At 64.2% G+C, this 25,069-nt stretch carries 23 protein-coding genes; 14 read left to right on the top strand and 9 right to left on the bottom strand.

Annotation, left to right across the window (positions count from 1 at the left end; genetic code table 11):
• Nucleotides 1–20: 20 nt before the first annotated feature.
• Nucleotides 21–1,013: an inositol 2-dehydrogenase gene (gene iolG / locus LB572_RS30265; protein ID WP_224670330.1), complete on the top strand. Its 993-nt coding sequence runs from the start codon at nucleotides 21–23 to the stop codon at nucleotides 1,011–1,013.
• A gap of 13 nt (nucleotides 1,014–1,026) precedes the next feature.
• Here the strand turns inward: iolG and LB572_RS30260 are convergent, their stop codons facing one another.
• A complete protein-coding gene (locus LB572_RS30260; RefSeq protein ID WP_140802092.1) occupies nucleotides 1,027–2,136 on the bottom strand; it encodes a Gfo/Idh/MocA family protein in 1,110 nt (369 codons plus the stop codon).
• Between the two features lie 158 nt (nucleotides 2,137–2,294).
• On the opposite strand from LB572_RS30260, the gene LB572_RS30255 reads away from it, so the two are divergent.
• The 10 genes from LB572_RS30255 (at nucleotide 2,295) to phnN (ending at nucleotide 13,578) form a co-directional block, all read left to right on the top strand.
• Nucleotides 2,295–3,140: a MurR/RpiR family transcriptional regulator gene (locus LB572_RS30255; RefSeq protein ID WP_224670377.1), complete on the top strand. Its 846-nt coding sequence runs from the start codon at nucleotides 2,295–2,297 to the stop codon at nucleotides 3,138–3,140.
• A gap of 34 nt (nucleotides 3,141–3,174) precedes the next feature.
• Nucleotides 3,175–4,032, top strand: coding sequence for an abortive infection system antitoxin AbiGi family protein (locus LB572_RS30250; protein ID WP_224670329.1), 858 nt, complete (start codon nucleotides 3,175–3,177; stop codon nucleotides 4,030–4,032).
• A 212-nt stretch (nucleotides 4,033–4,244) separates the two neighbouring features.
• Nucleotides 4,245–6,179 carry a bifunctional 5-dehydro-2-deoxygluconokinase/5-dehydro-2-deoxyphosphogluconate aldolase gene (locus LB572_RS30245; protein WP_224670328.1) on the top strand — a complete coding sequence of 645 codons (1,935 nt, stop codon included), beginning with the start codon at nucleotides 4,245–4,247 and terminating at the stop codon, nucleotides 6,177–6,179.
• 53 nt (nucleotides 6,180–6,232) lie between these two features.
• Nucleotides 6,233–8,077: a 3D-(3,5/4)-trihydroxycyclohexane-1,2-dione acylhydrolase (decyclizing) gene (gene iolD, locus LB572_RS30240; protein ID WP_224670326.1), complete on the top strand. Its 1,845-nt coding sequence runs from the start codon at nucleotides 6,233–6,235 to the stop codon at nucleotides 8,075–8,077.
• Between the two features lie 37 nt (nucleotides 8,078–8,114).
• The gene (iolE, locus tag LB572_RS30235) at nucleotides 8,115–9,029 is read left to right on the top strand and encodes a myo-inosose-2 dehydratase (protein WP_224670324.1); all 915 of its coding nucleotides are present in this window, start codon (nucleotides 8,115–8,117) and stop codon (nucleotides 9,027–9,029) included.
• A gap of 82 nt (nucleotides 9,030–9,111) precedes the next feature.
• Entirely contained in the window at nucleotides 9,112–9,324 is a 213-nt protein-coding gene (locus LB572_RS30230; RefSeq protein ID WP_224670323.1) for a DUF3329 domain-containing protein, read from the top strand.
• A gap of 360 nt (nucleotides 9,325–9,684) precedes the next feature.
• Nucleotides 9,685–10,497, top strand: a complete 813-nt coding sequence (gene iolB, locus LB572_RS30225; protein ID WP_140807832.1) for a 5-deoxy-glucuronate isomerase — start codon at nucleotides 9,685–9,687, stop codon at nucleotides 10,495–10,497.
• A gap of 485 nt (nucleotides 10,498–10,982) precedes the next feature.
• Nucleotides 10,983–11,690: a DUF1045 domain-containing protein gene (locus LB572_RS30220; RefSeq protein WP_140807831.1), complete on the top strand. Its 708-nt coding sequence runs from the start codon at nucleotides 10,983–10,985 to the stop codon at nucleotides 11,688–11,690.
• A 125-nt stretch (nucleotides 11,691–11,815) separates the two neighbouring features.
• A complete protein-coding gene (locus LB572_RS30215; protein ID WP_140807830.1) occupies nucleotides 11,816–12,955 on the top strand; it encodes an alpha-D-ribose 1-methylphosphonate 5-triphosphate diphosphatase in 1,140 nt (379 codons plus the stop codon).
• On the top strand, nucleotides 12,952–13,578 hold the full coding sequence (gene phnN, locus LB572_RS30210) for a phosphonate metabolism protein/1,5-bisphosphokinase (PRPP-forming) PhnN (RefSeq protein WP_181179776.1): 627 nt from the start codon (nucleotides 12,952–12,954) through the stop codon (nucleotides 13,576–13,578). Before LB572_RS30215 ends, phnN begins: the two co-directional genes overlap by 4 nt.
• Nucleotides 13,579–13,651: 73 nt before the next feature.
• Here the strand turns inward: phnN and LB572_RS30205 are convergent, their stop codons facing one another.
• The 7 genes from LB572_RS30205 to LB572_RS30175 all read right to left on the bottom strand — a co-directional run bounded on the left by LB572_RS30205 (nucleotide 13,652) and on the right by LB572_RS30175 (nucleotide 20,803).
• Nucleotides 13,652–14,467, bottom strand: a complete 816-nt coding sequence (locus LB572_RS30205; protein ID WP_140807829.1) for an ABC transporter ATP-binding protein — start codon at nucleotides 14,465–14,467, stop codon at nucleotides 13,652–13,654.
• Nucleotides 14,467–15,204: an ABC transporter permease gene (locus LB572_RS30200; protein WP_318014091.1), complete on the bottom strand. Its 738-nt coding sequence runs from the start codon at nucleotides 15,202–15,204 to the stop codon at nucleotides 14,467–14,469. Before LB572_RS30200 ends, LB572_RS30205 begins: the two co-directional genes overlap by 1 nt.
• A gap of 3 nt (nucleotides 15,205–15,207) precedes the next feature.
• Nucleotides 15,208–15,954, bottom strand: a complete 747-nt coding sequence (locus tag LB572_RS30195; RefSeq protein WP_224670321.1) for an ABC transporter permease — start codon at nucleotides 15,952–15,954, stop codon at nucleotides 15,208–15,210.
• A 194-nt stretch (nucleotides 15,955–16,148) separates the two neighbouring features.
• Complete coding sequence (locus LB572_RS30190; protein WP_224670320.1) at nucleotides 16,149–16,991, bottom strand: transporter substrate-binding domain-containing protein; 843 nt, start codon at nucleotides 16,989–16,991, stop codon at nucleotides 16,149–16,151.
• A 185-nt stretch (nucleotides 16,992–17,176) separates the two neighbouring features.
• A complete protein-coding gene (locus LB572_RS30185) occupies nucleotides 17,177–18,172 on the bottom strand; it encodes an ABC transporter permease (RefSeq protein ID WP_140807827.1) in 996 nt (331 codons plus the stop codon).
• Nucleotides 18,169–19,734, bottom strand: a complete 1,566-nt coding sequence (locus LB572_RS30180; RefSeq protein ID WP_224670318.1) for a sugar ABC transporter ATP-binding protein — start codon at nucleotides 19,732–19,734, stop codon at nucleotides 18,169–18,171. Before LB572_RS30180 ends, LB572_RS30185 begins: the two co-directional genes overlap by 4 nt.
• Nucleotides 19,735–19,840: 106 nt before the next feature.
• On the bottom strand, nucleotides 19,841–20,803 hold the full coding sequence (locus LB572_RS30175; RefSeq protein ID WP_140807825.1) for a sugar-binding protein: 963 nt from the start codon (nucleotides 20,801–20,803) through the stop codon (nucleotides 19,841–19,843).
• Nucleotides 20,804–21,430: 627 nt separating this feature from the next.
• On the opposite strand from LB572_RS30175, the gene LB572_RS30170 reads away from it, so the two are divergent.
• On the top strand, nucleotides 21,431–22,543 hold the full coding sequence (locus LB572_RS30170; protein ID WP_224670317.1) for a LacI family DNA-binding transcriptional regulator: 1,113 nt from the start codon (nucleotides 21,431–21,433) through the stop codon (nucleotides 22,541–22,543).
• A gap of 107 nt (nucleotides 22,544–22,650) precedes the next feature.
• Nucleotides 22,651–23,448 (top strand): methyltransferase domain-containing protein, encoded by a 798-nt coding sequence (locus LB572_RS30165; protein ID WP_140807824.1) that lies wholly within the window; start codon nucleotides 22,651–22,653, stop codon nucleotides 23,446–23,448.
• Between the two features lie 41 nt (nucleotides 23,449–23,489).
• On the opposite strand, the gene LB572_RS30160 is transcribed toward LB572_RS30165, so the two are convergent.
• On the bottom strand, nucleotides 23,490–24,194 hold the full coding sequence (locus LB572_RS30160; RefSeq protein WP_140807823.1) for a helix-turn-helix transcriptional regulator: 705 nt from the start codon (nucleotides 24,192–24,194) through the stop codon (nucleotides 23,490–23,492).
• Between the two features lie 126 nt (nucleotides 24,195–24,320).
• On the opposite strand from LB572_RS30160, the gene LB572_RS30155 reads away from it, so the two are divergent.
• Nucleotides 24,321–24,956 carry a LysE family translocator gene (locus LB572_RS30155; RefSeq protein ID WP_224670316.1) on the top strand — a complete coding sequence of 212 codons (636 nt, stop codon included), beginning with the start codon at nucleotides 24,321–24,323 and terminating at the stop codon, nucleotides 24,954–24,956.
• Nucleotides 24,957–25,069: the final 113 nt, after the last annotated feature.

Raw genomic sequence — 25,069 nt, 5'->3', positions numbered from 1 at the left:
AGGACTGAAAAGAGAGAAAAATGATCGACGCCGCATTGTTCGGCGCCGGGCTGATCGGCTCGGTGCATGCGAAAAATCTTGCCCGCCATCCAGGCGTGCGCCTGCGCGCCATCGTCGACCCGCGCCGCGACGCGGCCGAGCGGATCGCCGCCGCAACGGGCGCCGAGATCGCCGACACCGCGACGGTGATGAACGATGCGTCGATCAAGGCCGTGGTGATCGCTTCCGCCACCCGCACCCATGCCGACCTGATCATCGAGGCCGCCGCCAAGGGCAAGGCGATCTTCTGCGAGAAGCCGATCGACCTCGACATCGCGCGCACCGACCAGTGCCTGGCGGCCGTCGCGAAGGCCGGCGTGCCGCTGCAGATCGGCTTCAACCGGCGCTTCGATCCATCCTTCGCCGCTGTGAAGAAGAGGATCGAGGCCGGCGAGATCGGCGCGGTCGAGCAGGTGGTCATCACCAGCCGCGACCCGGAGCCGGAGACCGAGGAAGCATTGGCCGGCGGCGGCGGCGTGTTCCGCGAGATGACCATCCATGACTTCGACATGGCGCGCTTTTTGTTGGGCGAGGAGCCGGTCGAGCTCTTCGCCACCGGCTCATCGCTGGTCGAGCCCTATTACGCCAAGCTCGGCGACTACGACACAGCGATGTTCATCCTGCGCACGGCGTCCGGCCGGCAGTGCCACATCAACAACAGCGTGCGCGCCGTCTATGGCTACGACCAGCGCATCGAGGTGCATGGCGCGAAGGGGATGCTGCAGGCCGGCAACCGCACGCCGACCTCGGTCAGCCTCAGCGGCGAGAGCGGGATCGCCACTGAACGGCCGCTCTATTTCTTCGTCGAGCGCTATGCCCAATCCTACGAGGCAGAGCTCGACCATTTCATCCAGTCGGTCGGTGCGGGGCGGAAGCCGGCGGTCGGCGCCGCCGATGGCCGCAAGGCGATGATCCTGTGCGAAGCGGCGCTTGCCTCGGCGAAGTCCGGCCGCTTCGAGCCTGTCCGGTTCTGAGGCGTTGCCTGCCCTATCTCACATCGACCCAGCGCTGCTCCTGGAACGAGCGCGCCATGGCATGCACGGTGCGCTCGATCTCCAGCCCTTCGTCGAAGTCGATGATGCGGGCCGGCTTGTCGGCGATGCGCATCAGAAGCTCGCGGCATTCGATCATCTTGAGGTCGTTGAAGCCGAGGCCATGGCCAGGCGCCGGCAGGAAGGAATCGTAGGGCTTGTGGTGCGGCGCCACCAGGATGGTGCGGTAGCCCTGCTCGGTCGGCCGGTCGGCGGTGAGGTAGAGCTGGAACTCGTTCATCCGCTCCTGGTCGTAGAGGATCGAGCCCTTCGAGCCGAAGATCTGGATGGCGATGCGACCCTTGCGGCCCCAGGCCGAGCGGTTGACCATAAGCGTGCCGGCAACGCCGTTCTCGAGATGCATCAAGACGCTGGCGATGTCGTAGGTCTCGACCGCGCGGCGGGCGCCGGACGCGGTCTTGCGGTCGGCATAGGGCTTGACCATGTCGCACATGACGCGGGACACACGGCCGAACAGCGCCTTGATCAGCGACAGCGGATGCACGGCGAAATCGTCGAGCGCGCCATAGCCGGACGAAGCCTCGTGCTTCCAGAAGAACAGCGCTTCCGGGTCGGCCATGAAATCCTCGTCCATCTCGATGCGCACGAGGTTGACGTCACCTATGACCTTTTCCTCGAGCAGCGCGCCGATATGGCGGATGGCGGGGTTCTGGATGTAGTTGTAGCCGAGCACCGCGACCTTGCCGGACTTCTTCGCCGCGGCCGCCATGGTCTCGGCCTCGGCGAAACTCGGCGCCATCGGCTTCTCGCACCACAGATGCTTGCCGGCTTGGAGGATGGCGATCGCCATTTCCGGATGGAACTGGTTGGGCGTGGTCAGCGAGACGACATCGACGTCCGGATCGTCGACCACGGCGCGCCAGTCGCCGGAGCCCTTTGCGAAGCCGAATTCGCCGGCCTTGCGCTTGGCAAGCTCGTCATTCACCTCGCCCAGATGCACCAGCTTCGGCTTCTCGACATCGGGAAAGACGGTGCCCACCGCGTTCCAGGCGATGGCGTGGCACTTGCCCATGAAGCCCGTGCCGATGAGGCCCACTCCGACCATGTCGATTGTCTCCAAGATGAGGAAAGAATTGATGTGGATGAATTAGTCCATTTTGGCAAAGAATGGAATATCCAAATCATTTTTTATGGTGTTCTTGCGCGAACTCGCTATGATGAGGCAGGAGAGGGAAAAACCTTATGGGCGTGGGCGGAGCGACGATGGACGAACGGGTGCCTCGCGATTTCGAAACGCTGCGCGCGACGATCCTGGACAGGCGCGCGAGCCTGCCCAAACGCATCGCGCAGATCGCCGCCTATGCGCTCGACAACCCCGACGACATCGCCTTCGGCACGGCGGCAAGCATTGCCGCCTCGGCCGGCGTGCAGCCCTCGACGCTGATCCGTTTTGCCCAGCAGCTCGGCTTCGACGGCTTCACCAGCCTGCAGCAGGTTTTCCGCGAGCGGCTGCGCGAGCGCAACTCCTCCTATGACGAGCGGCTGGCGGCGCTGCGCGCCAAAGCCGAGGAAGGCGGCGGGCATCGGGCGATCTTCGACGGCTTCGTCGCCGCCGCCAGCACCTCGCTGGGCGACATTTCGCGCTCGCTCAACGATGCGCATTTCGAAGAGGCGGTGACGCTGCTGGCGAAGGCCGAGACCATCTATGTGCTGGCCAAGCGCCGCTCCTATCCGGTGGCGTCCTACATCGCCTATGCGCTGGGTAAGCTCAAGATCCGCAACCAGCTGGTGGAATCAGCCGCAGGGCTCAACGCCGAGATGATCGGCTTCGCCACGCCGCGCGACGCCGTCATCGCCATCAGCTTCTCGCCTTACGCGCCGGCGACCATCGACGAGACGCGCTCGATCGCCGAACAGGGCGTGCCGATCGTGGCCATCACCGACTCGTCCTTCTCGCCGCTGGCGCAATTCGCCAAGGTCTGGTTCGAGGTCGCCGAGGCCGATTTCGGCGGCTTCCGCTCGATTTCGGCGACGATGGCGCTGGCCATGGCGCTGACCGTCGCCGTCGGCGAGAAGCGCCGCGAAGCCGGACGCCGGCGCAAAGGCTAGTATTTTTGGGGCTCGGCTTGGTGATACTAAAGAAATGGATGAATTCTTAGACCACTATGATCGCGCGGTTCATTCGGATTTCCTGATCCATTGGACAGGAAAGGACCTGGATGGGGTGCACTCACCAAACTGGCACACGAGCAGTCACCGATCCAGAACCTCGCCTGAATTGGACCAACTTTACCTCGAACGCCTCCGCAACATCCTGACCTATGGGCTCTGGATGACCGACGAAGGTGAGCGTACACGAAATTTAGGAACTGGGCAGATTACCATTCCGGCAACGCCGCAATGCTGTTTCACAGAACTCAAACTATCCGAATCCCGCCGGCACGCGAAAAGCTATGGGCGTCTGGGTATCGGGGTTAAACGGCCGTTCCTATTTGAACGCTTTGGCAGACCGCTTGCCTATTTTGGCTACCGCGAGGAAAACAGCAATGACAAACTTTTTGAGGCGTGTTCACGCGACCTTCAAGACAAAAGCTTGCTGAATTTCTTCAAACCAATGAACCGAGACAAACTCACCTACGAATATTATGCCGAGTCGGAATGGCGAATCCTCTATTTCGAGGAGCTGCTGAGGAATCGAAAGATCATTGATCCACGCGATAGCACCAACGCCGCCCATCATGAATATTTCAATGGCCTTCCACCTGAGCAACAGAGAAAGCTCAAGTACCTGATACCGCTAGATGGATGGTTTTCTATGATCATCTACCCCTGTTTGTCGATAAAGAACCCAGCACAATGGGAAACGAAGCTCGGGATTCTCGATCAGATCGAGAAAATCAAAAGTGTTGACGACCATGGCAACCGAGTCGAAGGCCCGCCGGGCCCAAGAACAGGAAACTGGCCAATCGAGGTAGACCTCGACGCGACCATGCACTTTTGATTGCAAAGCCAGGCGCTGCGGGTGCGGGCAATCGAGCGTCAGTGTTGAGCCTGCTCCTCGACTCGCCCCAACGACTTTCCAGCAGAGGAATGCTCATTCCATATTGACTATGGATTGGAATTATTATTTCATATTGACGGCACCACGCTGCCGCTGGCGCGTGCTGTCCACAACGACGCTGCTCTGCACAACAAGGCCGATGGGAGGTTCGAATGGGCGAAGCCGTGGAAGGGAAATACCCGCCGCTCGACGTCATCACCATCGGCCGCGCCTCGGTCGATCTCTATGGCCAGCAGATCGGCTCGCGGCTGGAGGACATCACCTCCTTCGCCAAGTCGGTCGGCGGCTGCCCGGCCAATATTTCCGTCGGCACGGCAAGGCTCGGGCTGCGCTCGGCGCTGCTGACCCGGGTCGGCGACGAGCAGATGGGCCGCTTCATCCGCGAGCAGCTTCAGCGCGAGGGCGTGTCTGTCGACGGCCTGAAGACCGACAAGGAGCGGCTGACGGCGCTGGTGCTGCTTTCGGTCGAGAGCGAAGGCGTCTCGCCGATGATCTTCTACCGCTCCGACTGCGCCGACATGGCGCTGGCCGAGGAAGACATCGACGAGGCCTTCATCGCCTCTGCCCGCTCGGTGGTCGTCACCGGCACGCATTTCTCGCGCCCCAATTCCGATGCCGCGCAGCGCAAGGCGATCCGCCTGATGAAGGCCCGGGGCGGCAAGGTGGTGTTCGACATCGACTACCGCCCGAACCTCTGGGGCCTTGCCGGCCATGCCGAGGGTTTCGAGCGCTACGTCAAGTCGGACCGCGTCTCGGCGCAGCTGAAGACGGTGCTGCCGGATTGCGATCTCATCGTCGGCACCGAGGAGGAGATCATGATCGCCTCGGGCGCCGACGACTGCCTGAGCGCGCTGAAGACGATCCGCGCGCTGTCTTCGGCCACCATCGTCTTGAAGCGCGGCGCCAAGGGCTGCATCGTCTATGACGGGCCGATCAGCGACGACCTCGAGGACGGCATCGTCGGCAAGGGTTTTCCGATCGAGATCTACAATGTGCTCGGCGCCGGCGACGCCTTCATGTCGGGCTTCCTGCGCGGCTGGCTCGGCGGCGAAAGCTTTGCCACCGCCGCGACCTGGGCCAATGCCTGTGGCGCGTTCGCCGTGTCGCGCCTGCTCTGCGCGCCGGAATATCCGACCTTCGAGGAGCTGCAGTTCTTCCTGAAGCATGGCAGCAAGCATCTGGCGCTGCGCAAGGACGAGGCGATCAACCACATCCATTGGGCGACGACGCGCAGGCGCGACATTCCCTCGCTGATGGCTTTGGCCTGCGACCATCGCGTCCAGTTGGAGGACGTTGCCGCCAAGGTCGGCGCCGACGTTGCGCGCATTCCAGACTTCAAGGTGCTGACGGTCAAGGCGGCGGCAAAGGTCGCCGCCGGCCGGGACGGCTACGGCATGCTGATCGACGAGAAATACGGCCGCGACGCGATGTTCGAATTCGCCCGCCATCCCTTCGCCTGGCTCGGCCGCCCGGTGGAGTTGCCTGGATCGCGGCCGCTGCGCTTCGAATTCTCGCAGGACGTCGGCTCGCAGCTCACCGAATGGCCGGTCGACCATTGCATCAAGTGCCTGTGCTTCTATCACCCGGACGACCCGGAGGCGCTGAAGACAGAGCAGAAGAAGAAGATCAGAGCTTTGTTCGAGGCGGCGCGGAAGGTCGGCCGCGAACTGCTGGTCGAGATCATCGCCGGCAAGCACGGCAAGCTCGACGACACCACCATTCCACGCGCGCTGGAGGAACTCTATGCGCTGGGCATCAAGCCCGACTGGTGGAAGCTGGAGCCACAGGCTTCGGCCGGCGCCTGGGCGAAGATCGAACAGGTGATCGTCAGGAACGATCCATGGTGCCGGGGCGTCGTTCTGCTCGGTCTGGAAGCGCCGCAGGACGAGCTGGTCGCGGCGTTTGCCGCAACGAGCAACGCGCCGATTGTCAAGGGATTTGCGGTCGGGCGCACCATCTTCATCAACGCCGCCGAACAATGGCTGGCCGGCAAGATGTCGGACGACGAGGCCGTGGCCGACATGGCCGCGCGCTTCGAGCAACTGACCGAGGCATGGCTTGCCGCGCGTGGGCGCAAAGCAGCATAAGAACACGGGCAGCATAAGAAAAACGGCGTCAACGAAAGCCGGAGGAAACGACAATGACGAAGACCGTTCGCCTGACGATGGCGCAGGCTGTGACCCGCTTTCTCAGCCGGCAGATGACCGAGATCGACGGCAAGACGGTGCCGATCTTCGGCGGCGTCTGGGCGATCTTCGGCCATGGCAATGTCGCCGGCGTCGGCGAGGCGCTTTATCAGGTCCGCGACGAGCTGCCGACCTTCCGCGCTCATAACGAGCAGGCGATGGCGCATGCGGCGATCGCCTACGGCAAGGCGAATTTCCGCCGCCGCTTCATGGCCGCGACCTCTTCGATCGGTCCTGGCGCGCTCAACATGGTGACGGCCGCCGCGCTCGCGCACGTAAACCGGTTGCCCGTCCTGTTTTTACCGGGCGATGTCTTCGCCAACCGGCTGCCCGATCCGGTGCTGCAGCAGGCCGAGAACTTTTCCGACGGCACTGCGAGCGTCAACGACTGCTTCCGCCCTGTATCACGCTATTTCGACCGCATCACACGGCCGGAGCAGATCATCCCGGCGCTCAACCGCGCCATGCAGGTGCTGACCGATCCGGCCGAATGCGGCCCGGTGACGCTCTCGCTCTGCCAGGACGTGCAGGCCGAGGCCTTTGACTATCCCGAAAGCCTGTTCGCCGAGCGCGTCTGGACGCCGCGCCGGCTGCGCCCGGACCGCAGTGAGCTGGCCGCAGCCGTCGCGGCGCTGAAGGGAGCGAAGAAGCCGCTGGTGATCGCCGGCGGCGGCGTGCTCTATTCGCAGGCTTCCGATGAACTGGCGAAGCTGGTGCAGGGCGTCGGCATTCCGGTCTGCGAAACGCAGGGCGGCAAGTCCTCGCTCCCCGATGACCATCCGCTCAACATGGCGGCGGTCGGCGTCACCGGCACTTCCGCCGCCAACCGGCTGGCCGAGGAAGCCGATGTCGTGCTTGCGGTCGGCACCAGGCTGCAGGACTTCACCACCGGCTCCTGGGCGCTGTTCAAGAATGCCGGCCGCACCATCATCGGGCTGAACACGCAGGTCTTCGACGCCGGCAAGCACTGGGCGCTGCCGCTGGTCGCCGACGCCGCCGAAGGGCTCGCCGAGCTGTCCGCCGCGCTGAAGGGCTGGAAGGCGCCCGCCGCCTGGACCGACAACGCGCTGAAGGGCAAGAAGGACTGGCAGGCCGCCGCTGCCAAGGTGACGGCCGCGACCAACGCCGCCTATCCGTCCGATGCGCAGGTGATCGGCGCCGTGCAGCGCGCCATGGGCTCGGGCGTAACCCTGCTGCATGCCGCCGGCGGGCTGCCGGGCGAATTGCACAAGCTCTGGCAGGCCGGCGCGCCGGGCTCCTACCATGCCGAATACGGCTTCTCGACCATGGGCTACGAGATCGCCGGCGGGCTCGGCGTCAAGATGGCGAAGCCCGACCAGGAGGTCGTCGTCATGGTCGGCGACGGCTCCTATCTGATGCTCAATTCCGAGATCGCCACCTCGGTGATGCTTGGCCTGAAGCTCACCATCGTGCTGCTCGACAATCGCGGCTATGGCTGCATCAACAGGCTGCAGATGGCGACCGGCGGCGCCAACTTCAACAATCTCCTGAAGGACGCTCGCCACGAGGTGCTGCCCGACGTCGACTTCGCCGCGCATGCGGCAAGCCTCGGCGCCGTCGCCGAAAAGGTGGCGTCGATCGCCGAGTTGGAGACGGCGCTGGCCAAGACGAAGAAGAACGACAAGACGACCGTGCTGGTCATCGACACCGATCCGCTGGTTTCGACCGATGCCGGCGGCCATTGGTGGGATGTCGCGGTGCCGGAAGTCTCGTCGCGGCCACAGGTGAACGCCGCGCGCAAGAAATACGAGGAAGCCTTGGGCAGCCGCCAGGGCTGAGCCGGCCTCGCAGCGAACCGACATTTGGAGTGACGACTTGAAAGCCAAACTGGGCATGTCCCCCATCGCATGGTGGAACGACGATCTCGTGGAATTGAGCGATGACGTGTCGCTGGAGGAATGCCTGCGCCAGTCGCGCTCGGCCGGCTTCACCGGCATGGAGAAGGGCCGCCGCTTTCCCGAAGATCCGAAGGCGATGCTGCCTATCCTGAAGGCAGCCGATGTCACGCTTTGCGGCGGCTGGTTCTCGGGCACGCTGGTCAATGAGGACCTCGCCACGAACAAGGACCGCATCCGGCCGATGATCGAGCTGTTCAAGGCGGTCAACGCGCCTTGCATCGTCTATGGCGAGGTCGGCCGCTCGATCCAGGGCGACCGCTCCAAGCCTTTGGCCACCAAGCCAAAGCTCACCGGTGACGAGATGAAGGCCTATGGCCGCCGGGTCACCGAATTCGGCGAATGGTGCGCCGAGCAGGGCATGCCGCTTTCCTATCATCATCACATGGCGGCGGTGGTCGAAACCGAACCGGAGCTCGATTCCTTCATGCGCCATTCCGGCGAAGGCATTCCGCTCCTGCTCGACGCCGGCCACCTCGCCTTTGCCGGCGGCGATGTGCTGCGCGCCATCGACAACCACCACAAGCGCATCAACCACGTCCATGTGAAGGACGTGCGCATGGGCGTCATCGACGGGCTCGACCGCTCGAAACAGTCCTTCCTCGATGCCGTGGCGCTCGGCGCCTTCACCGTGCCGGGCGACGGCTCGCTCGATTTCGGCGCCATTGTCCAGCGCTTCGCCGATCATGGCTATGAGGGCTGGTTCGTCGTCGAGGCCGAGCAGGATCCGAAAAAGAACCCACCGCTGAAGATGGCGCAGGTCGGCCACAAGGAGTTGATGCGGGTGATGACGGCCGCTGGTTATACGGTGGAGACACAAGGGTTTCCGGCCTGAACGGTGGATTAGTCATGAATGATGGATTAGTCGGGGCGCCCGGTCTATCTGATGCGCTTGGGCAAAATCCTGGATTGGCGCGATGAAAGACTATGAGCACCCCTTCTTCCGGCCGCTGTGGCGGCGCATTGCCGTCGTCGCGGTCTGCCTCATCTGGTCGGCGATCGAGTTCGCCTCCGGCACGCCGTTCTGGGGCGTCATCGCGCTCGGCTTCGCTGGCTATGCGGTGTGGCAGTTTTTCTACCTCTACAAGCCGGCGGAGGAGAACAAGCCTCCGGCCGAGCCGAGGGAATAGGCGGTCCATGGGACAGGCGCGCAGGGCGGATCGGATGCGTTGGAGATTGGCTGAAACGCCTCCGCTTCGTCATCCACGGGCGACGCAAGGAGCGAAGCGACGCGCGCAGACCCGAGGATCCATGCCGTGACGTCAAACCAGCCGCAGCGGTGCAGAATTCTGGTCCGCTGCGCTCCTGGACTGAGGTAACGGCATGGATTCTAGCGTCTTCGCGACGGAGCTACGCTCCTGCTCCGCCCTAAAATGACGAAGTTCGGAGGCCTCGGCCAATCTCGAAGGTTTTGCGGTTGTCATTTTCAAATCCTGCAAAAACCTCCGGGTCCGCAATCCGGCAGAGCCAATGGAATTAGGAGAGACAAAATGTCGAAACTCATCGTCAAGGCCGACAAGGGCCACGGCCACGTCGCTCACGTCACGCCGCAAAGCGCCGGCTGGACCTATGTCGGTTTCGACCTGCATCGGCTTAAAGCGGGCGAGACGGCGTCCGGCAAGACCGGCGACCGCGAGGTCTGCCTGGTCTTCGTCACCGGCAAGGGCAAGGCGTCGGCCGGCGGCAAGGACCTCGGCCTGCTCGGCGAGCGCATGTCGCCCTTCGAGGGCAAGCCGTGGTCGGTCTATGTGCCGCAAGGCGCCGACTGGTCGGTCACCGCGGACACCGAGCTGGAGCTCGCTGTCTGCTCGGCGCCGGGCTTAAGCGGCGGCCTGCCGGTGCGCGTCATCGGGCCCGACGATCTCGGCCAGGAAGTGCGCGGCAAGGGCACCAACACGCGCTACGTCACCAACATCCTGCCCGAGGGCAAGCCGGCGGATTCGCTGCTGGTGGTCGAGGTGATCACGCCCGGCGGCCACACGTCGAGCTATCCGCCGCACAAGCACGACCAGGACAACCTGCCGGCGGAATCCTATCTCGAGGAGACCTATTACCATCGGCTCAACCCGCCGCAGGGCTTTGCCTTCCAGCGCGTCTATACCGATGCCGACCGCAACGGCGTGCGCGAGCTGGACGAAGCGATGGCGATCGAGGACGGCGATGTCGTGCTGGTGCCGAAGGGCTATCACCCCTGCGCGGCCTGCCACGGCTACGACCTCTACTACCTCAACGTCATGGCTGGGCCGAAGCGGACGTGGAAATTCCACAACGCGGCCGAGCACGAATGGTTGATGAAGGCCTGATTGGCGGGGTGTTGGTATTCAGGTGATGCCGGCCTGCAAATGGCGGCTTCCTGCGCTTCCGGTGCTCACGTACTTCAAGTACGCTCCGCTCCGGCCTTCGCCGGCCGAAGCCCTCACAAGCGCCTCCGCTCTATGAAGGCTACGGCCGGCGTGGGCCGGTTGTCGGAAGCCACCCAGTTTGGTCGCTTCGCGCCCGTCTTCGACTCCGACTCGGCATGACCTGAATCTCAACACACCCTAAGCAGATCGGCAAAGCCGTTGGTCCAGTTGGAAAAAATCGTCGGCTAACGACCTTGCGGCTGGACTTGCCTTCGAAAACCCATGAAAGCTTCGTCAATCCGTCATGGAAATCACCTATGGCAGCGGTTCCGGTGCATGTCGCCGCAAACGCTCCGGCGTTTTTGGGGCACGACCTGCCAAGACAATGACTTGAAGCGTGTCGCACGATCCTTCGGGGCGCGCAGCGCGCTTGACGAGGAACGACCATGCGCTACGCCATCTACTACACCCCGGGACAGGACGAGCCGTTGGCGCGCATTGCCGCCAACTGGTTGGGCCGCGACCCGTTCGGCGCGGCGACGCGGCCAGTCGAGGCCGTGGGCGACCTGTCGGCCGCGGAGGTCGCCTTCCACACCGCCTCCGCCAGGCGTTATGGGTTCCACGCGACGCTGAAAGCGCCGTTCCGGCTGGCACCGAACGAGACGGAAGCCTCGCTGCGCGCCGCGCTCGACGGTTTCGCCGAGGCGACGCCGCCGGTCATCGTTCCGCGTCTGGTCGTCGGGCAGATCGACGGGTTCTTCGCGCTGGTGCCGGAAACGCAGTTTGCACCGCTCAACGATTTCGCCGGCGAGGTGGTGCGCGCCTTCGATCCGTTCCGGGCGCCGCTGACCGAGGCCGAGATCGAGCGCCGCAGTCCCGACGCGCTGAAGCCGGACGAGTTCCGCAACCTCTGCCAATGGGGCTATCCCTACGTCTTCGACACGTTCCGCTTCCACATGACGCTCTCGGGGCGCGTCGGGCCACAGGAAAGCCCACGTCTTCGTGCAGCGATAGACGGCCTGTTCGCCGACGTGCTGCGGCAGCCGGTGCCGGTGGATGCGCTGACCTTGTTCGTCGAAAGCGAGCCCGGCGCGCCGTTCATGGTGCTTTCCCACCATGCGCTTGGCCGCGGCCCTGCCCGCAAGACCGCCTAGGGCGGATCAGCGGAAACGCTGAACCGCCCTATCTTTAGTTTTACGCAATTCCGAACGGAAAACCGCAAAGCACTTTTCCTGGAATTGCTCTGATTTGACCGCCGACCGAGATAGGACCGCCCGAGATGACCGCCGAAACCGTTCTCACCAATGCCCGCATCGTGCTGCCCGACGAGATCGTCGAGGGCTCGCTGTTGTTGCGCGACGGCCTGATTGCCGCCGTCGAACCGGGCGCTGCCCGCGCCGGCGAGGACATGGGCGGCGACTACATCGTCCCCGGACTCGTCGAGCTTCACACCGATCACCTCGAAGGCCATTACGCGCCGCGCCCGAAAGTGCGCTGGAACCCGATCGCCGCCGTGCTTGCCCATGACGCCCAGGTGGCGACCGCGGGCATCACCACCGTGCTCGACGCCTTGCGCGTCGGCATGGACGAGGATGCCGACCTGAAGTCCGACGACGTCCGCAAGCTGGCCGACGCGATCGAGGACAGCGTGCGCCAGGATCGGCTGAGAGCCGACCATTTCATCCACCTGCGCTGCGAAGTCTCGGCGCCGGACTGCCTCGATGCCTTCGCCAATTTCGAGACCGACGACCGGGTGAAGCTCGCGTCGCTGATGGACCATGCGCCCGGACAGCGCCAGTTCGTCAATCTCGAGACCTATGCCTATTACTACCAGCGCAAGCTGAAGCTGACCGACCGCGACTTCCAGAAGTTCTGCGAAAAACGGATGGCGGACTCGGCCCGCAATTCCGGCCCGAACCGCGTCTTCATCTCGACCGCCTGCCGTGAGCGCGGCATCGTGCTGGCGAGCCACGACGACGCGACCGCGGGGCATGTCGACGAAGCGATCGAGCAGGGCGTGCGCGTCGCCGAGTTCCCGACGACGGAAGAGGCGGCCAAGGCCTCGAAGGCAGCGGGCCTCGGCGTGCTGATGGGCGCGCCGAACGTCATGCGCGGCGCCTCGCATTCCGGCAACGTCTCGGCGCGCACGCTTGCCGCCGACGGCCTGCTCGACATCCTGTCGTCGGACTACATCCCCTTCAGCCTGATCCAGTCGGCTTTCTTCCTCGGCGATGTCGTCGAGGGCATCTCGCTGCCGCAGGCGGTCGCCATGGTGTCGAAGAACCCGGCCGAAGCGATCGGCCTCTCCGATCGCGGCATCATCGAGCCGGGCCGCCGCGCCGACCTCGTGCGCGTGCGCGTCGACGACCATGTGCCGGTCGTGCGCACCGTGTGGCGCCAGGGCAGCCGGGTCGCATGATGGTTTCGGCCCTCATCGAGCGCGAGCTGGCCGAGACCTTGCCGATCCGCAACGGCGTCTTCGTCGCGGTGGTCGGCCCGAGCGGCGCCGGCAAGGATACGGTCATCGGCTACGCCAAGCAGCGCTTTGCCGGCGAGACGCGGCTGGAATTCGTGCGCCGGGTCATCACCAGGCCGAGCGATACGGCGAGCGAGGACCACGACACGCTGGCCGATGCCGCCTTCGCCGAAGCCGAGGCCGACGGTGCCTTCTCGCTGTGCTGGGACGCGCATGGCCTGCGCTATGGCCTGCCTGCCGATGTCGACTGGGTTGTGGCGAACGGCCATGTGGCGGTCGCCAACGTATCCCGCGCCGTCATCCCGGCGCTGCGCGAACGCTACGCCAATCTGGCCGTGGTCGAGATCACGGCGACGCCGGAGATCCTCGCCGAGCGACTTGCGGCGCGCGGCCGCGAATCGCGCGGCGAAGTGCTTGCCCGCCTGGCGCGCAGCACGAGCGTCAAGCTGACGGGACCGGACGTCACGCCGATCGACAACAGCGGCGACAAGGAGGCCGCCGGCGAACGCTTCGCCGAGGTGCTGCGCAAGGCGATGGCGTTCTCGGATCTGTCGGACATGATCTAAGATATGCGGATATTCAGGTGAGGCCGGCCTGACCTGAATCTCAGCACATCTTGGCGCCGAGCAAGGTGCGGCTTCACTTGTTGAAGTTGGCGATGAACTGCTTGAACTGCGGCGTTGGCGGCCTGGCGAACATTTCCTTCGGTTCGCCAACCGTGTCCACCTCGCCCTTGTGCAGGAACATCACCTTGCTCGACACGTCGCGGGCAAAGCCCATTTCGTGCGTGACGACCAGCATGGTGCGGCCTTCTTCGGCCAGCGAGCGCATGACGCGCAGCACCTCGCCGACCAGTTCCGGATCGAGCGCGGATGTCGGCTCGTCGAACAGCATCACCTTGGGGTTCATCGCCAGCGCCCGCGCGATTGCCGCGCGCTGCTGCTGGCCGCCCGACATGTGCGGCGGATAGTAATTGCGGCGTTCCCATATGCCGACGCGCTTCAGCAAGGCCTCGGCCTGCTCCAGGCACTCCGCGCGCGGCCGCTTCAGCACATGCGTCGGCGCGGCGACGAGGTTCTCCAGCACAGTCATGTGCGACCACAGATTGAAGCTCTGGAAAACCATGGCGAGGTTGGCGCGGATCCGCTCCACCTGGCGGATGTCGGCCGGCATTTGATGGCCGTCGCGGCTTTGCTTCATCTTGATGAGCTCGCCGTCGACCCGCACCTCCCCGGAATCCGGGGTCTCCAGGAGATTGATACAGCGCAGCATCGTGCTCTTGCCGGAGCCCGAGGAGCCGAGGATGGAAATGACGTCGCCCTTGTGGGCCTCGAGCGAAATGCCCTTGAGCACCTCATGATCGCCGAAGCACTTGCGCAGGTCCTTGACGCTGATGGCTGCCTTGTCGTCCGGGGACGATGCCGCTTGCGCGGCAGTAGCGACATTTGCCGACATCACAACACCTCCGGGACGAGTTTGACTTGCTGGCCCTGCTCAGGCGGGGGGCGCAGATGCGGTGAAAGCCGGTATTCGACCCAGGCGAACAGCCGGGCGATCGACAAATTGAGAAGCAGGTAGATCACACCGGCGCAGGTCAGCACCTCGATCGGCCGGAACGTGTCGTGCTGGATCTTCTGCGCCGTTCCCATCATCTCCATGATGGTGACCACGGAGGCGAGCGCGGTCGCCTTGGTCATGAGGATGATTTCGGTCGAATAGGCCGGCAGGGCGAGCCGCAACGCGATCGGCAGCGTGACGAGGCGGAAACGGGTGAAAGCCGACATGCCGAATGCCTTGGCCGCCTCGATCTGGCCGACAGGCACCGCCCGCAGCGCACCGCGGAATATCTCGCTCTCATAGGCGGCCGTGTTCAAGGCCATGGCGACGATCGTGCAATACATCGGATCGCGCAGGATCGGCCACAGGATCGGGCTGTGGCGGACGAAGTCGAACTGGGAGAGCCCGAAATAGATCAGATAGAGCTGCACCAGCAGCGGCGAGCCACGGAAGACGAAGACATAGGCGCGGGTGAAATACTCGCCGAATTTGTGGCCGGAAGCGCGCAGCCAGGTCAGGCCGGTGGCGATGACAAGGCCGAAGGCGATGCCGAAGAACCAGATCTCGAGCGTCAGCGGCAGCGCCTTCAGCACGCTCCACATGGTCGAAAGGTAGAAGTCGAAATCCACCGCCACCCCTCACTTCGGCCGCGTGAAACTGCGCGAGGTGTAACGCTCGGCCTTCTCGAAGATCGGCGTCGAGATCGAGGTCATCACCAGGTAAAGGATGCCGGCTACCGTGTAGAAAAGCAGCGAATGATGCGTCGAACGCGCCGCCTTGTTCGCGGTCAGCATCAGCTCGGCGACGCCGGTGACCGAGATCAGCGCCGAATCCTTGATGGTCAATTGCCAGACATTGCCCAGCCCCGGCACCGCGAGGCGCAGGACCTGAGGCATGATCACGAGGCGAAAGCGCAGCCAGGCCGACATGCCGTAGGCGCGCGCCGCTTCCAACTCACCGCGGTGGATCGCCAGGAACGACCCGCGAAAAACCTCGGCCTGGTAGGCGCCGGAAATGATGCCGACCGCGAGAACGCCGCCGAGGAAGCTCGGCATGTTCAAGATGTCGGTCGAGCCGATCGATCCGGTGGACCTGGCCACGCCGGTCAGGACCTGCGTGCCGCCATAGTAGAACAGGTAGATGATCAAAAGTTCCGGCTCGCCGCGAAACACGGTGGTGTAGCTCTCGCCGATGAACCTCAGTCCGCCGCGATACGAAAGCTTGGCCGCCGCCACAAGCGAGCCCAGCACGGCGCCAATCAGCATCGAGACGACGGTGACGGCGAGTGTCCAGCCGATGCCCCAGAGCAGTTGCACGCCCCAACCGGCGGCCAACAGCTCATAGGCCGTCGACACCTGGTCCTTGAGATCGCTGAGAAACTCCACTTACGGCTCCTGCGGGCGCCGAGATAGGCATCGACGGGTTGCCTGCCTTTGATGCGCTCTCCCAAACCGCCGCGCACTTTCGGGCGACATGCACTTCATTTTGTGCATGTCGTTTTCCCGGAACCGCTGGGCACTTTCGGGCGACATGCACTCAATGCAAAACGGGAGCAGCCTTGGCTGCTCCCGTTGCGACATTACTTGGTAATGTCGATCTTGAACCACTGCATGGAGTATTTCGACACCGAGCCGTCATCGAGCGCGGCTTTGAGCGCCTTGTTGTAGATGTCCTGCAGGTCCTTGTCGGTCTTGCGGAAAGCAGCGCCGATGCCCGGCCCGAGGATCGGACCGCCCTTGAACTGCGGGCCGACGAATTCCAGGTCCTTGGCATCCGGCTTGGCCAGCGTGCCGAGGAAATAGGTGGTGTCGGCGAAAGCGACGTCGATGCGGCCGGCCATCAGGTCGAGGTCGTGCTCGTCGGTGGTCTTGTATTCATGGACGCTGGCGACATCCTTGAGATACTTGTCGGCGAAGGTCGCCTCCGTGGTCGAAACCTGCAGGCCGACATTCTTGCCGGTCAGCTCCTTGCGCAGCGTGTCGAGCGCAGCCTTGGATTCGGCGTCGTCCTTCGACAGATCGATCATCTTGCCGCTGTTGGAGAGCTGCGCCAGCGGGCCGTTCTTGTCGGCCAGGAAAGCCACCGGCGAAGAGGCGTAGGGGATCGAGAAGTCGATGGTCTTCATCCGCTCTTCGGTGATCGACATGCCGTCCATGACGATGTCGAACTTGCCTGCGGTGAGGCCGGGAATGACGCCGTCCCAATCCTGCGCAACGATGTTGCATTCCAGCTTCGCACGGCCGCAGACGTCGTTGAGGATGTCCACCTCGAAGCCGACGATCTTGCCGCTGGCGTCGGTCTGGTTCCAGGGGGCATAGGAACCCTCCATGGCGACCGTCACGGTCTTCCAGTCCTTGGCCATGGCCGGGGTCGAGCAGGTCAGCGCCAGCGCCGCGAGCGCAATCCAACGTGTTGATGTCACGGTAATTCCTCCCATATTTTGTTCTTGGAGCCCTCAGATACCAATTGCTTAGCGCAGCCCCGATTCTCCGACAAGGGCCGTTTTCCGGTTCACGCGTTGTTGCAATTCGTCCACAAATCCGGACTTGCCCGGCGGGTATCCCGCGAGCATCGATCCAATCAGGACCGTCGCTTGAGAAAGTAAAGCTACTCCGCCGGCGCTCCGGCGACGTTCTGGCGAGTCGCCTCCATCATCCGGCGCCGGGCGCGGAAGACGCCCCACTGCTGGTCGACCAGCACGCCGATCAGGATCACGCCGCCCATCACCGCGAAGTTGAGCGAGGAGGGGATGCCGAGCAGATTGACCAGGTTCTGCAGCTCCTGCAGCAGCACGGTGCCGAGGATGACACCGACCAGCGAGCCTTCGCCGCCGCGCAGCGAAAAGCCGCCGAGCACTGCGGCTGCGATCGCATAAAGCTCATAGAACTGGCCGTGGCTCGCCGGCGAGATCGAGCGCGTGTACATGGCGAAATAGATTGCCGACAGCGCCGTCAGCACGCCGCAGATGACATAGGCCGATGTCACCACCCGGTCGGTGCGGATGCCTGAATATTTCGCCGCCTCCTCGTTCTTGCCGATCGCATAGAGATAGCGGCCGAACACCGAACGGTGCAGCACCACCCACATGACGATGGAGATGACGATCAGCGCGATGAAGCTGTTCGGTACGCCACCCGAACGGCCTGCCGTCAGGAATTCGAGGTCCGGGAAATTCTGACCGAAGGCAAAGCCCGCCGTGCCGTCGGCGGTATAGAAGCGCGCCACGCCGCGATAGATCAAGAGGCCGCACAGGGTCACCACGAAAGGCTGCAATTTGAGCCGCGTGATCAGCCAGCCATGCACGAAGCCGATGATTGCGCCGAGCACCAGGATAAGCACGAAGGCCAGCGGCCAGTTCACCTCGCGCACCGCGATGAAATCGATGAACAGCGTGCCGAGCAGGGCGATCAGCGAGCCGACCGACAATTCGATGCCGCCGGTGATGATGACGAAGGCCTGTCCGATCGACAGGATGCCGAACAGCGCTACCAGGTTGGAAGTGTTGGCGAGGTTGATCGTCGACAGGAAGCGCGGGTTGATGGCCGTCACCACCGCGCCGACCACCAGAATCAGAATCAGCAGGCCGAGATCTTTCTTGCTCATTCAACTCCTCCCGCCGCTTGCAGCAATTTCGGCTTCTTGCCGACCGCCAGCAAGAGCACGTTCTCCTGGCTGAAATCATCTTTGTCGAGGATGCCGGAGATCTGCCCCTCATGCATGACCGCGATGCGGTCCGACACGCCGATCACCTCTTCCATGTCGCTGGAGATCATCAGCACGGCGACGCCGGCATCGGCCAACGCCCGCATCAGCCCGTAGATCTCGGCCTTGGCGCCGATGTCGATGCCGCGCGTCGGCTCGTCCAGGATCATAACCTTGGGGTTCATCGCCAGCCATTTGGCCAGAACCACCTTCTGCTGATTGCCGCCCGACAGCGTGCCGGTGCGGGTGAGCACCGACGGCGCCTTGATGCCAAGATTCTTCTTCTGCTTTTCGGCCGTCGCGAGCTCGGCGCCGGTCGAAACCAGCGAACGCCTGGCATGGGCCGGCAGGTTGGGCAGCGAGATGTTCTGGGCGATCGAGAGATCGAGCAATATGCCGGTCAGCTTGCGGTCCTCCGGCACCAGGAAGATGCCGTTCGCCACCGCGTCGGCGGCCGAGCCGACATCGAGCGGCTTGCCGTCGAGCGTGACATTGCCGGCGAGCCGCTCGTCGATGCCGAACAGCACGCGCGCCAGTTCCGTGCGGCCGGAACCGACCAGGCCGGCGAGGCCGAGGATCTCGCCACGCCGCAACTCCAGGCTGACCGGCCGATCGGGATAGGTGCTGGTGCGGATGGCATGCGCCGACAGGGCTACGCTGCCCGGCGCGCGGGCGGCTTCGCCCGCCTTCTCGCGTTCCTTCAGCATGCGGCCGATCATCAGCCTGACCATCTCGTCGTGATTGATCTGGTGTTTCGCCAGCGTGCCGGCCAGCGTGCCGTCACGCAGCACCACGACGCGGTCGGCGACGCGCTCGATCTCATGCAGCCGGTGCGAGATGAAGATGACGCTGATGCCTTCGGCCTTCAGACCCTTGATGACGTCGAGCAGCTTTTCGGTCTCGGCGATCGGCAGGCTGGAGGTCGGCTCGTCGAGGATCACAAGCCGGGCCTTGATCGACAGCGCCTTGGCGATCTCGACCATCTGCTGCTGGGCGAGCGACAGCGACGCCACCGGCGCGTCGGCCGAGAAATTGGCGCCGACGCGCTTCAACAGCGGCGCCACCATCTCGCGCAGCTTCGCGCGGTCGACCAGCTTCAGCGGCCCGGCGCGCAGCGGCTCGCGGCCGAAGAAGATGTTGGCGGCGACGTCGAGGTTTTCGAAGAGGTTGAGCTCCTGGTGCACGAAGGCGATGCCGGAACCGATGCTTTGTTCGACGGTGAGCCCGTCATGCGCCGCGCCATCGACGGTGACGGTGCCGGTGTCGGGCCGCGTCACGCCGCCGAGGATCTTCATCAGCGTCGATTTGCCGGCGCCGTTCTCGCCGACGAGGCCGATGACCTCGCCGGGCCGGACCTCCATCGAGAACCTGTCCAGCGCGACAACACCCGGATAGGTCTTGCGCACGGCCTCCAGGCTCAGGAACGGAGCGGTGTTTGGGTGAGTGGTGTCGATAGAGATCATCACGCCTGATAGCAGCCGGTGGGCCACAGACTGACGGGCCTTGGCGGCCCCGTCAATACGAACGCCGGCTCAAGGAGACCCTCGAGCCGGCGCAACTGTCTTGGACTTAGTTGCCCGCCATCGCCTTGAGGTTGGCGGCGTAGGCGTCGACGTCATCCTTGCCGATGATCTTGGTCGGGATGATGATCAAATTGCCGGCCGGGATGCCCGACTTGTCGCCCTTGAGGTAGGCGGCCATCAGCTTCATGCCCTGATAGGCCCATTCGAAGGGCTGCTGCACCACCGTTGCGGCGACGGTGCCTTCCTTGACGCCGCCCAGCGTGATCGGATCGTCATCGAAGCCGACGACGGTGATCTGGCCGAGCTTGCCGGCGTCGCGCAGCGCTTCATAGATGCGCGGCGTGTTGTAGGAATAGAAGCCGACCATGCAGGTGATGTCGGGGCTGGCGACCAGCGCGTCCTCGACATTCTTCTTGGCGCGCGCCTGGTCGATGTCGTCGCCGCGCACGTCGACGAGTTCGATCTTGCTGCCGGCTAGGCCGTCCTTCATGCCCTGGATGCGCTCCTTGGCGTTGTCGGCGCCGAGCAGGCCGACGAAGCCCAGGCACTTGCCGCCGTTCGGCATCGCCTTCTTGGCGATCTCGGCCGCCTGCTTGCCGGCATCGACATTGGACGAGCCGATATAGGCGACACGCTTGGTCTGCGGCGCATCGGAGTCGGTGGTGAACAGCGCGGTTTCCGAAGCGATCTTGTTCAGCCCGTCGGTCGAGGTCTTGGGATCGACGGCCGAGACCATGATGCCCTTGACGCCTGCCGTCACCAGATCGTCCATCAGCCGCTGCTGGATGGCGACCGAGGACTGTTCCGGATATTTGAGCTCGAGATTGTAGTCGGGCAGCTCGCCCTGCGCCTTCTTCACGCCGGCTTCCGCCGCCTTCCAGAAGTCTGACGCACCGTTGACGACGAAGGCCAGCGTCGGCTTGTCGTCCGCGCGGGTAACCGCCGTGGCCGCAAGTCCGATGAGCAGGGCCGCCGCGGCGACAGATGCGTTACGGATCATGGATTTCATAGTTCAACCTCCCTTGTAGAACTTGCCTGTAGAACTCGTCGCCGATGTCTCGGCTGCGGCCCGGACAACCCTCCTCCTCAAGGGTGTGGCGCAAAGGTCCGCCGACTTAAGAACGGTGCCGATCCGGCCGCGGTCGAGACACTAGACACTCATGTGGCGTTCGTAAATAGTCCGATTTGTCTGACATTTTCGTGAAATGGAGCGCGCGCCCAATCCGACATGCCGCCGAGCTCCGGGCAGGCGTCCTTCACACTTTGCCGGCACCGAGCGGAAGCCCGGACGGTTACGACGAGTTGACAGTAGAACGCTTACGGCTATTAGTAAAGAGTATTAGTTATGAAGCCGAAACGCGCGTTTTCGAAGCGGAGGAGACGCTGATCGCAAGACGCGCCGGGAGTGAGGAGAGCGAGCGCCGCAAGGTCCGCAGCTGCGCGGAAAGCATCGGAATTGTCAGCACTGCTGACCTTGTCCGACCGGTTTCGTCGCGAAGCGGCGCAGCTGGCGATTTGCATGCGCCGCATGATAATAGCTATTAGTCTGGCGCAATCTCGATAAGCGTATCGACCTCGACCATCTTGCCGTTGCCGCCGCCTTTGCTCTAGAGCCGGCTGGGTTTGGGAAACGACCATGAGTGAACCGACGGAACTGCGCGATCCTCCCGGGGCTTCCAGGCGCCGCAAGCCGGCAGCCAAGCCCAAGGGACGCGTCACCATGACGGACATCGCGCGCGCCGCCGGCTGCTCGCAGGCGACGGTGTCGTTCGTGCTCAACAATTCGCCCGGCATCAGGCTGTCGCAGCAGACTCGCGACCGGGTGATCGAGGCAGCCCGCGCGCTGGGCTATTCACCGCCGGTCTTCTCGGCGCTTCGGCCGCCCGTGACGCCGTTCGAAGGCCTCGACGGCGTGATCGGTTTCGCGGTCGACCAGCTCGCCACCAGCCCCGAGGCGGTGGTCGCCATCGAGGGCGCGCGGCAGGCCTCATGGAACGCCGGCAATGTGCTTCTGGTGGCGCAGACCATGGGCGACGCGGTGATGGAGCCGCGCGCGATTTCAGCGCTGACGCGGCGCGGCATCTCGGCGCTGATCTACATGACCATCTTCACCCGCGAGATCGCCGCGCCGGATTTCCTCTACAGCCTCGACATCCCGGTGATCCTGCTCAACTGCTATACCGCCGACTATGCCTTCCCGGCGGTGGTTCCCTCCGAGATCGCCGGCGGCCAGAGCGCCACCAGGCACCTGATTGCCCATGGCCATCGCCGCATCGCCACCATCACCGGCGAGCCGTGGATGCAGGCGGCGCAGGATCGGCTGAAAGGCTATCGCCGCGCCCTGGCCACCGCCGACATCCCGTTCGATCCGGAATTGGTGGTCGAGGGCGACTGGTCGGCCAGCGCCGGCTACGCCGCGACGGTCAAGCTGCTCGGGCTCGAGGAGCGCCCCACCGCGATCTTCTGCCAGAACGACCGCACCGCGATCGGCTGCTACGAGGCGCTGAAGGAAGCCGGCCTGCATATCCCGCGGGACATTTCGGTAGTCGGCTATGACGACGAGGAGATCGCCCGCCATCTCTTCCCGCCGCTGACCACCTCCATCCTGCCGCATCTGGCGATGGGCCAATGGGCGATCGAGCAGCTGGAAACGCCGCCGACGCCCGGCCGCGGCCGCTATCCTATCACGAAGCTGGAGTGCCCGCTGGTGGAGCGGGAGTCGGTCGCGACCGTGAAATCGCCTACATAAAGCGCCGGGTTACTCGAGTTATCTTCGCTCCCGATGATGCCGATTGCCCGGCGCCTATGCAGCAGCTGCGCCGTCGTTTAGCTTAGGCTGATGAATGGGAGGCTCAGATGACGTCCACCTTCACCGTCCGTGCGGCATCCGGTTATGAGCAACTAATGGGACGCTGGAGCCGCAGGCTCGCGCCCAAGTTCATCGACTTCGCCGGGCTTGCCCCGGGCGAGACAATCCTCGATGTCGGCTGCGGCACCGGCAGCCTGACCTTCGAGCTGGCAAAATCGGCGGATCTTGCCGAAATCCAGGCCATCGACTTTTCGCCCGTCTTCGTCGAGGCGGCCAAGCAGCGCAACAGCGATCCGCGGATTACCATCAGCCAGGGCGACGCCACGGCGCTGCCATTCGCCGACAATGCGTTCGACCGCGCGCTGGCGCTGCTGGTGCTGCACTTCGTGCCGGAAGCCAGCAAGGCGGTGGCCGAGATGCGCCGCGTCGTGCGGCCGGGCGGCGTGGTCGCGGCCGTGGTCTGGGACCACTATGGCGGCATGAGCGGCATGCGCATGATGATCGACACGGTGGCGGCGCTCAGCGAAGGCGGGCGCCAGATGCGCAGCCGCTACTGCTTCCAGCCGATGGTGCAGCCGGGCGAGATGAAGCGGGCCTTCGTCGAGCAAGGCCTGGCCGATGTCACCGAGACCGAGCTGATGATCCGCATGGATTACGCGGATTTCGACGACTTCTGGGCGCCGATCGGCGCCGGCGAAGGCCCGCTCGGCAGATACATGACACTGGACGCGGCCGAGCGGGAGCGCGTCGAGGCTGCCGTGCGCGATGCCTATCAGGCTGGCAGGCCCGACGGCCCGCGATCCTTCGCCAATGTCGCCTGGGCCTGCCGCGGCATCGTGCCCTGAAATTCACGTCGACAGCGCAGAATCGCTGATTTGGCAACGCCTCAATTGCCGGCGGCGGCCGCGGCATTGATCTCCCAGCCGTCGACCCAGACCTGCCGCAGCCGGTCGCCTTCGCCCTTGAACCATAGGCCCGCCGCCCGGCAATCCTCGATGCGGTCGCTGCGGAAATTGCGGATGGCCTGGCGCAGTTCGCACCAGGCGACGATGTTGGCGGTCTCGGCATAATAGATCAGCGCGACCGGGCGGATGATGCGGTCGGTCGCGCGTCCCGCCTCGTCGCGATAGGAGAGGCTGAGCTTCTCCTCGTCGCGGATGGCGCGGCGAACCAGCGCAAGGTCGATGGCGGAAGCGGAAGGTGCGGCAAAACCCCAGGCATGAAGGGCATTGGCGTCGAGGGCCTGCCGCAAGGGCGACGGCACCGCGCCGGCGATCTTGGCGCCGACGCGTTTTGCCGCCTGCTTGAGCTCGTCGTCGCCGGTGCGTTCGAGCAGCGCCAGCGACAGCACGATCGCTTCCATCTCCTCGATGGAAAACATCAGCGGCGGCAGGTCGAAGCCGGGGCGCAATATGTAGCCGATGCCGCGGCCGCCCTCGATCGGCACGCGCATCGCCTGCAGCGCGGCGATGTCGCGATAGACCGAGCGCACCGTCACCTCCAGTTGTCCGGCCATCATAGCCGCGGTCACCGGCTTCCTGGCCAGACGCAGGATCTGGATGATCTCGAACAGGCGCGAGGCCTTGCGCATTTTTCCACCCGATCGAAACGCAACTGACACATCCCCGTCAGTTGGAGTGACCTATAGGGCCGCCTACCCGCTTGAAAATCAACAGATTCCTTTTTGCCCCTGCGACCGAAGCGACAGGCAACTGACATGAGCTATGCCGAAAACCTCTGGCTGTTCTTCGTGCTTCTGTTCGGCATCATCGCCGTTCCGGGCATGGACATGCTGTTCGTGCTGGCCAATGCGCTGACCGGCGGCAGCAACCGAGGCCTGGCGGCGACCGCCGGCATCATGCTCGGCGGCGCGGTGCACACGCTGAACGGCGCGATCGGGATCGGCCTGCTCATGCATTTCGTGCCGATCCTGTTCACGCCGCTGCTGATCGCCGGCGCCGCCTACATGGCCTATATCGGCATTTCGCTGATGCGCAGCTCGATCACCGTCGGCGATAATGGGCCCACGGGGAGCCGCTCGGCCTGGAAGGCGTTTCGCCAGGGACTGGTCACCTGCCTGATCAATCCGAAGGCCTATCTCTTCATCCTCGCCGTCTATCCGCAATTCCTGAAGCCGGCTTACGGTCCGATCTGGATGCAGGCGACGATCATGGGATTGCTGACGGTCGTCACACAGGCGGCGATCTATGGCGGGCTTGCCGTCACCGCCGGCCGCAGCCGGGGACTGCTGATCGACAATCCAAAGGCGACCATACTTGCAGGCCGGGCGGCAGGGCTGCTTTTGTTTGCCGTTTCGATATTCATGGCCTGGGAAGGGCTGAGGGCGGCGTGAACTCCTGCCAGGGAGCCCACGCCGCACCTTACGAATACCCCTTGTATCTGCACGGAGGAGACTTTGTGCGAGAAGAGCGACTGAGCCTCGAACCGGATGGCCATCCGATTCGA

This window comes from Mesorhizobium sp. BH1-1-5 (assembly GCF_020165615.1).
In the GTDB taxonomy this organism is placed as follows: domain Bacteria; phylum Pseudomonadota; class Alphaproteobacteria; order Rhizobiales; family Rhizobiaceae; genus Mesorhizobium.
This window is presented reverse-complemented; position numbering and strand designations above follow the sequence as displayed.